The following is a 7991-nucleotide window of genomic DNA, read 5'->3' as shown; positions in this document are numbered from 1 at the left end:
GGCTTAGGGGCTTACCCTTGGCTCTCGTGTCCAAGGTCTCGACCGCCGCGCGCCGGCTGGTTCTCGGTAGCCCGTTCCGCAGCGACGCCATGGGCCACACCCTGTTGCCCAAGCGGATCGCGCTTCCGGTGTTCGCCTCCGACGCGTTGTCCTCGGTCGCCTACGCGCCCGAGGAGATCTTCCTGGTGCTCTCGGTGGCCGGGCTCAGCGCATATACGATGGCGCCGTGGATCGGCCTTGCCGTGGCGGCGGTGATGCTCGTCGTGATCGCGAGCTACCGGCAGAACGTGCATGCGTACCCGTCGGGGGGCGGCGACTACGAGGTGGTCACCACGAACCTCGGTCCGACGGCGGGTCTCACGGTGGCGAGTGCGCTGCTGGTCGACTACGTGCTGACGGTTGCGGTGTCGATGGCATCGGCGATGTCCAACATCGGGTCGGCGGTGCCGTTCATCGCTCAGCACAAGGTGTTGTTCGCCGTCGCCGCCATCCTGCTCCTGGCGTCGTTGAACCTGCGGGGCATCCGGGAGTCGGGCACCGCCTTCGCCATTCCGACCTACGCCTTCATGATCGGCATGTACGTCATGATTGGCTGGGGATTGTTCCGGATCTTCGTTCTCGGCGACCACCTACAGGCCGAGACAGCCGGATTCACCGTCAAGTCCGAACACGGCGACGTCCTGGGTTTCGCGATGATCTTCCTGGTGGCGCGAGCGTTCTCATCCGGCTGCGCTGCGCTGACCGGGGTCGAGGCCATCAGCAACGGGGTGCCCGCGTTCCGGAAACCCAAGTCGCGCAATGCGGCGTCGACGCTGCTGCTGCTCGGCGTCATCGCGGTCTCGCTGTTCATGGGGATCATCGTGTTGGCCAAGGAAACCGGGGCCAAGGTGGTCGAGAGCGTGGATCAGCTCGGCGGCGCTCCCGAGGGCTATCACCCGAAGACGTTGATCACGCAGCTGGCGAACACGGTGTTCCAAGGATTCCCGATCGGTTTGTACCTGATCGCCGGGGTGACCGCACTGATCCTGGTGCTGGCCGCCAACACGGCGTTCAACGGGTTCCCGGTACTGGGATCGATTCTGGCCCAGGACCGTTACCTTCCCCGGCAGTTGCACACCCGCGGTGACAGGTTGGCCTTCTCGAACGGCATCCTGTTCCTGGCGTTCGCCGCGATCGCGTTCGTCGTGGCGTTCCGGGCCGAAGTCACGGCCCTGATCCAGCTGTACATCGTCGGTGTGTTCGTCAGCTTCACGCTCAGCCAGATCGGCATGGTGCGGCATTGGACCCGTCTGCTGCGGACCGAGACCGACTCCGTGGAGCGCCGCAGGATGCAGCGGTCCCGGGTCATCAACGCCATCGGCCTGCTGTGCACCGGCTCCGTGCTGGTCGTGGTCGTGGTGACGAAGTTCCGCGCGGGCGCCTGGATCGCGATCCTCGCGATGGGGATTCTCTTCTTCATCATGAGGCTGATCCACAAGCACTACGCCACCGTCACCCGCGAGCTCGAGGCCCGTGCCGCAGAGGAGGGCGACGTCGTCCTGCCCAGCCGCAACCACGCCATCGTGCTGGTGTCGAACCTGCATCTTCCGACCAAGCGCGCGCTCGCCTACGCCAGGGCCACCCGGCCGGACGTGCTCGAGGCGATCACGGTCAACGTGGACGATGAGGAGGCGCACCGTCTGGTGCACAAGTGGGAGGACAGCGACGTCAGCGTTCCGCTGAAGGTCATCGCGTCTCCCTACCGCGAAATCACCCGTCCCGTCCTCGATTACGTCAAGCGGATCACCAAGGAGTCGCCACGCACGGTGGTCACCGTGTTCATCCCCGAGTACGTCGTCGGCCACTGGTGGGAGCAGGTGCTGCACAACCAGAGCGCGCTGCGGCTCAAGGGGAGGCTGCTCTTCGAGCCGAACGTCATGGTGACCTCCGTTCCGTGGCAGCTGAGTTCGTCGGAGCGGCTGAAGAGCATCGAGTCGCAGTCCGCACCCGGTGACGCGCGACGCGGGTTCCTCGGTTGATGGCCATAGGGCAGGACCCGGGAACCGAACTCACGCTGACCGTCGGTGCGCCGGCGAACGGCGGGAGTTGTGTGGCTCGGCACGACGGCCGCGTCGTGTTCGTCCGCTACGCCCTGCCGGGTGAGGTGGTCCGCGCGCGGGTGACCGAACAGCGTGGAAGTCATTGGCACGCCGAGGTCCTCGAGGTCGTCGAACCGTCGGCCGACCGCATCGACTCGCTGTGCCCTATCGCGGGAGTCGACGGATCGGGGTGCTGCGACCTGGCCTTCGCCACCCCGCAGGCCGCGCGCCGGCTCAAGGGCGACGTGGTGGCCAATCAGCTCGAGCGCCTTGGCGGCCACGAGTGGGCGGGCGAGGCCGAGGTGGTCGGGTCGGCGGGCCCGACGGGCTGGCGCACCCGGGTGCGTCTGGACGTCGGCGGCCAAGGACCCCAGGCCGGCCGCGCCGGCTTCCACCGGTATCACAGCAGCGATCTGGTCACCGATCTCGCGTGCGGGCAGCTGCCGGCTGGCATGTTGGCGGGTCTCGATGCTTCGACGTGGCCGCCGGGGGCGCAGCTTCACGTCGCATTGGACGACCAGGGGACGCGGCACGTCGTGCGGACGGGGCCGCGTTCGGATCGCAAGGCGTCGACCCAGGCGGTCGAGGGGAATTACGAGGCGACGCAACGAGTGGGCGACCGGACGTGGACCGTGCCGGTCACGGCGTTCTGGCAGGCGCACCGCGACGCCGCACGAGAGTACAGCGCTCTGGTGCGGGAGTGGGCGCAGCTCAGCTCCGGCATGACCGCCTGGGACTTGTACGGCGGCGCAGGGGTTTTCGCTGCGGTGCTGGCGGAATCGGTCGGTGAGTCGGGGCACGTGCTGACCGTCGACACATCGCGTGGTTCGTCGCGGGCGGCCCGTGCGGCGCTCGCGGACCTCGGTCACGTGTCAGTGGTCACCGATTCCGTGCGCCGCGCGTTGACCGGACAGCCCGGCCGTGCCGACGTCGCCGTGCTCGATCCGCCGCGGACCGGCGCCGGCCGTGAGGTCATCGACCTGCTGGCCGCCGCCTGCGTGCCGCGGATCATCCACATCGGTTGCGAGGCAGCATCCTTTGCACGCGACGTCGGTCTGTACCGCGGCCACGGGTACGCAGTCGAGGAGCTGCGGGTGTTCGACTCGTTTCCGCTGACCCACCACGTCGAGTGCGTCGCGGTACTCACGCGCTAACGCTCTGCGAAGTGACGTTGTAGCCGCCGATACCGGTGCGCGAACAGCGCACCGACGCCGGCCGCGACCACCTGGGTGGCGATACGGAGCCCTGCCTCCTGCAAATCCGGAAACGAACTGCACCACAGATTATTTGATCGCACAATGTGCGTTCCCACGCGGTGCGACAACCGCAAGGCAGTCACTACTGGACTAAGCCTCTAGGCACGTCTTTGACGGGTTCTTGACGGCAACGCCTGGGACGAGTCGGGAACCAGTCTGACCGTTGACACTTTGGCTCGTGCGCGCCACGTACATATCAATGTCGCTACCCTCTGGCCACATGACCGAGTAGCCCTCCCCGCCGGGAATCAGGATCGCGCGGCCGGGGCCATGGCGATGAGCCTTCTTGTAGGTGCGCGGCGCGAACACCGACATATGTGCGCTCATGTCGGTCCCGGCGAACTGAATGCGAACGGTTTACTGCCGGCACCGCGGTCGTCGTTCGAGTCGAGCCGCTCCCAGGCGAGCAAGTCTGGGAAGAGTCGCCCGTACCAGTAGGCGACGCCGGGCCCACGCTGGCCGTTGATCCATCGGTAACCCTCGCCGCGGTAGGCGTCATCGAAGAGGCCCTCAAGCCAGTCGGCGTCGATTCGCGTGTCGGTCCGATACGGGGTGAGGGCAACGCCTGATCGATAAAGCTCGGTCCACTCGACAACCACCCACTGGTTCGACAGCTCTTCCCCGCGCCGCCTGAGGAGCACACGCGAGATCGTCAGATGCGACGTCGCCGACCCGACGTCCAAGCCCGCCGAGTGGAGAGTAAGCCATTCGAGTCCGTCCGCTGCCGCGTTCGCGGCGGCGCGCGCGGGCTCACGGTGATGCCCAGGTGGGTGGCCGTGTTCCGGCGTGGCATCGGGGAATGAGGTGGGCGGAGTGATCTCCGCACGGACGGTCGTCTTCTCCACGTACCTCATCTACCTACCTCGCGCACGGTGTCAAGGGTCCGTTAGCAGTGATCGTCTGCGATGCTGCTGCTGATCGTCTCGCACGGTCTTATGGACTTACCAATCGGACGGATGATGTTTATCACATGACGAGGTGCGAAGGAAGGTTGGCGCCGACACCTGATCGCATAGGCATCTGCGCACCGGGGCAGCCTGGCCCGATGCCGCAGCGATGGGCGCGGCGGCCGTTTTGAAGGGCATAAACGGGGTTCCGTTCTCTCTCCCCGATGTGATAGTAAACACTCATGGTATAAAGATCAGACCGCCATACCGAAGCCAATTCTTCTGTTCGCCTGCCCTTGAGCTGGAGCGGCGAAAGTCGATAAGTGCCAAGGCTTTCAGGCATCGAACGACCCTCTCTGGCCGGGCGACCCGGCCGCCCACTTACCCGTCGATGTAACGAGCGGTTGGTTGAGAAATGGCGCAGCGCGCCCGCGTAGGCCTTCCTAATGTTAATGGTTTGGCCATTACGATATAGAGCCTCTGGCTGATGTGTCTAGAGTCGTGCTGGACCTGGCCGGCTAACCCGACGGGATGCGGGTGATCGTGAGAAAAGAACGCCCGCACCTCGGCGCCCGGCTGCGCCTCACCCGCGGGCAACTGCCCGATCTCGAGATGCGCAACCGCCGCCGCGCCCGCTGCGATGACCGCATCCGCGTCGTGAAAGATACCGGCCTGCACAACCTTCCGCTACACGGCTTCGGCCAGAACCAGATCTGGTGCGCGATCGTGCAACTCGCCATGGAACTCACCACATGGATGCAGATGCTCGCGCTGCACGGCCATCCCGCGCGGCGGCGGGACACAAACGACTGCGGCTTCGACTGTTCACGATCGCCGCACGCATCGCACATCACGCCCGCCGAACCAGGCTCCGGCTCTCCGCACACGCCCCATGGGCCGAACTACTCACGCTGGCTCTGACCCGACTCAAACCGACCTGACCAGCCGAATTCATCCAACGATCAACAAAGACCAAGAACCGGGCGGGGCTGCTGTCTGTAGACATCCCAGGGATGTAAGTCGTCAAGCCGCGGCGCCAACACGCCGATTGACCGGACTTGTGCCGGGCGAATTGCCCCATTCTCGCGGCGAATCCTACGCCGTCGCTCAGGAAGTTCTGAGTCTCGAGGCGAAAACTTGTTGTGTACGCCTTCGATCCTGTGTCGCAAGGCAGTTGACTGAGCAGGGAATGAAATGACCCGTACTGATCACGACAGCTGGGACCTCCGATCCAGCGTGGGAACAACGGCCACGATGGTTGCCGCGGCGCGGGCTGTGGCGACCCGGCAACCACACGCCATCATCAACGACCCATGGGCGGCGCCACTGGTTGAGGCGGTCGGCATTGAATCCCTCAGCCGCATGGTCCAACTCGGAACGCCCCCGGCAGACGCCGGACTCGGCAGTGACTTGCGGCTGCAACCCACGATCGATTCGTTCGCCGTGCGTACCCGATTCTTCGACGAGTTCTTCACCGCCGCCACGAATTCCGGTGTCCTCCAGGTCGTGATACTGGCGGCCGGCCTGGATTCGCGCGCCTACAGATTGCCCTGGCCGCAGGGGACCGTCATCTATGAAGTGGATCTGCCGAGCGTTCTTTCCTTCAAGGCGGGCGTGTTCTCCGGGCTGGGCGTGGCGCCGCTGGCAAGCCACCGGCCAGTCGCGTGCGATCTTCGCGACGATTGGACAGCAGCGCTGCGCGGAAAAGGATTTGATGCATTACGGCCGACGGCATGGAGTGCAGAAGGATTGTTGATGTATCTTCCGCCGGACGCCCAAGACCACCTGTTCGACACCATTACGTCGCTGAGTGCCCCACAATCGCGACTTGCCACCGAGTATCACCCGGACTATCTCGACGAAGTGAGTCGACGAACAGCCGCTGACGCTCGCTGGAGGGTCAATGGCATCGACATCGACACCGCCCGACTCATCTACAGCGGCGAGCGCCACCCAGTACGGAATTACCTTGCCGCCCAAGGCTGGAGCGTTGCCGAGCAGACGCGTGTGAGCCTGTTCGGACAGTACGGTTTGCCGACTCCGGAAGATGACGCGCCGATGGGCAAAGTGGTGGCGGTCACCGCACATCTCGATTAGGGCGTGTCCCCCTAATGTGATGCCGGACGTCGGTCAGCGTGTTGGGCGTGTCTCGTGATGCGGTCAGGCGCATGGCTCCACGGTGCTCACGCGCTAACCCGCGGCGAAGTGCCGTTGCAGTCGCCGGTGCCGGTGCCGAACAGCGCACCGACGGCGGCCGCGACCGCCGGCGTGGCGAGACGGAGCCCTGCCCGCAGGTGGAAGGTAATGCGATCGTGGACAACGGCTTTGGCGCTGCCGTCGGGGTAACGCTGCGTTCGTGTTGCCATCGGCGCATGCTGAGCATCGTCGATTCCTCACGGAATGCACGTCCCGGCTGCAGCTCGACGATGGTGAGCCGGTCGTAGTCGAAGGGCAACACGCCGAACAGGCGCAGCCAGGCTCTGCCGATCGGGGCGTTGTCGACCGTCATCGATTCAGCCCCGCGCGGCATCGACATCGCCATCCAGGAGCGTAGTTCGTCGTTGATGCCCTCGGGCGTGACGACTCGTTGCCACACCTCGTCGGCGGGAGCATCGACGACGCTCTCACGTTCAATGACGGTAGTTCCCCTGGTCGACGCCATGGTGCTCAGCCTGGGCGACTGCGGTCCTCGAATGGGGCCTACGTAGCGTCCGACCGCGCCGCAAGCGACTGCTCGTGCCAACGGTCCAGCAACGCGGGAATTCGGCGAGAAGGAAGGTGTAGAAGTCGCGCATCTGGGTGAGGCGGTGCCGGGCCAGGCTGTCGTGCCCGGTGGCGGCGATCCCCGCCTCGGCGGCCGCCAGCGGGGCGAGAACGACGTTCTGATTGGTGTAGAGGAGCTGGCCGGGCTGTCTGCGGTGGTGAGCATGTTGTTGATCCTGGCCGTGGCGGGCAACAAGATTCAGGGCCTTGCTGCGGTCCGCGCGTTGGGCATGCTCATCGCTGGCTTGCCCTGCCTGCCGTGGTTCATCCAGTCCGGATGGAACCTCGCCTTCGGTCTGCTGCCGCCGTACTGGGCCGCCAAGGCGTTCTGGGTGGCCAGCGACAATGGCATCTGGTGGCCGTACGTCGTCGTCGGCATCGTCTACAACGTGGCCGTCGCCGTACCGCTGTTTCGCCGCTTCCTCTCCAAGAACGGGGTCGCCAAGAACGGGTCGCTGATAAATTGGTCGTCGGTGTGCCGGGAAGCCTGGTCGGCGACGTCGAATGCCGATCCCGGAGAAGGCCATGAGCAGTCGAAGGAACCGCATCCGTCAGCGACTGCTGGCGCGCGGCTCCTGGTCGGAGGCCAACCGGCTCGCCGAGATCCTGCGCCGCGAGACCGTTGGTGGGGTGCTGCTGCTGATCGCAGGCGCGACGGCGCTGGTGTGGGCGAACTCCCCGTGGTCGCACGTCTACCGCGACGTGTCGGAGTTCGCGTTCGGCCCTGAGGCTTTGCACCTGAGGCTGACCCTTGCGTCGTGGGCCGCCGACGGACTGCTGGCGATTTTCTTCTTCGTGGTGGGACTGGAACTCAAGCGCGAGTTCGTCGCGGGCGACCTGCGCGACCCTGCGCGTGCGGCCCTGCCGATCGCTGCCGCCCTTGGCGGGATGATCGTGCCCGCCGCCATCTACGTCGGCACCAACCTGGCCGCGGGCCACCCCGAGAACCTCGACGGCTGGGCGGTGCCCATCGCCACCGACATCGCGTTCGCGCTGGCCGTGCTGGC

5 protein-coding genes and 4 pseudogenes are annotated in these 7991 nt (G+C 65.7%); 6 read left to right on the top strand and 3 right to left on the bottom strand.

Annotation, left to right across the window (positions count from 1 at the left end):
- Positions 1 to 26: 26 nt before the first annotated feature.
- Both QOI01_RS15395 and QOI01_RS15390 read left to right on the top strand, forming a co-directional pair.
- Complete coding sequence (locus QOI01_RS15395) at positions 27 to 2018, top strand: amino acid permease (RefSeq protein WP_526382323.1); 1992 nt, start codon at positions 27 to 29, stop codon at positions 2016 to 2018.
- Complete coding sequence (locus QOI01_RS15390) at positions 2018 to 3232, top strand: class I SAM-dependent RNA methyltransferase (protein ID WP_526382321.1); 1215 nt, start codon at positions 2018 to 2020, stop codon at positions 3230 to 3232. Before QOI01_RS15395 ends, QOI01_RS15390 begins: the two co-directional genes overlap by 1 nt.
- 425 nt (positions 3233 to 3657) lie before the next feature.
- On the opposite strand, the gene QOI01_RS15385 is transcribed toward QOI01_RS15390, so the two are convergent.
- Positions 3658 to 4188 (bottom strand): ethanolamine ammonia-lyase reactivating factor EutA, encoded by a 531-nt coding sequence (locus QOI01_RS15385; protein ID WP_526382319.1) that lies wholly within the window; start codon positions 4186 to 4188, stop codon positions 3658 to 3660.
- Positions 4189 to 4743: 555 nt separating this feature from the next.
- Here QOI01_RS15385 and QOI01_RS15380 point away from each other — a divergent pair.
- A pseudogene (locus tag QOI01_RS15380) lies at positions 4744 to 5162 on the top strand (transposase); the annotation flags it as partial.
- Positions 5163 to 5415: 253 nt separating this feature from the next.
- A complete protein-coding gene (locus QOI01_RS15375; protein ID WP_526382318.1) occupies positions 5416 to 6318 on the top strand; it encodes an SAM-dependent methyltransferase in 903 nt (300 codons plus the stop codon).
- Between the two features lie 93 nt (positions 6319 to 6411).
- Here QOI01_RS15375 and QOI01_RS15370 read toward each other — a convergent pair.
- Both QOI01_RS15370 and QOI01_RS15365 read right to left on the bottom strand, forming a co-directional pair.
- A pseudogene (locus QOI01_RS15370) lies at positions 6412 to 6883 on the bottom strand (Rv1443c family protein).
- Positions 6884 to 6921: 38 nt separating this feature from the next.
- Positions 6922 to 7118, bottom strand: a pseudogene (locus tag QOI01_RS15365) (hypothetical protein); the annotation flags it as partial.
- 3 nt (positions 7119 to 7121) lie between these two features.
- Here QOI01_RS15365 and QOI01_RS15360 point away from each other — a divergent pair.
- Together QOI01_RS15360 and QOI01_RS15355 are read left to right on the top strand one after the other, a co-directional pair.
- A pseudogene (locus QOI01_RS15360) lies at positions 7122 to 7418 on the top strand (Rv2686c family ABC transporter permease subunit); the annotation flags it as partial.
- Positions 7419 to 7509: 91 nt separating this feature from the next.
- A partial coding sequence (locus QOI01_RS15355) for a Na+/H+ antiporter NhaA (protein WP_526382316.1) occupies positions 7510 to 7991 on the top strand: 482 nt, incomplete at its 3' end.

It is taken from the genome of Mycobacterium sp., from assembly GCF_032162605.1.
In the GTDB taxonomy this organism is placed as follows: Bacteria; Actinomycetota; Actinomycetes; order Mycobacteriales; family Mycobacteriaceae; genus Mycobacterium.
Note: the sequence above shows the minus strand (reverse complement) of the source record. Positions and strands in the feature narration are given on the sequence as shown.

Bases quoted from the DNA above. Each gene is read 5' to 3' on its own strand.
- QOI01_RS15390 (WP_526382321.1), top strand. From the start codon at position 2,018: ATGGCCATAGGGCAGGACCCGGGAACCGAACTCACGCTGACCGTCGGT.
- QOI01_RS15385 (WP_526382319.1), bottom strand. From the start codon at position 4,188: ATGAGGTACGTGGAGAAGACGACCGTCCGTGCGGAGATCACTCCGCCC.
- QOI01_RS15375 (WP_526382318.1), top strand. From the start codon at position 5,416: ATGACCCGTACTGATCACGACAGCTGGGACCTCCGATCCAGCGTGGGA.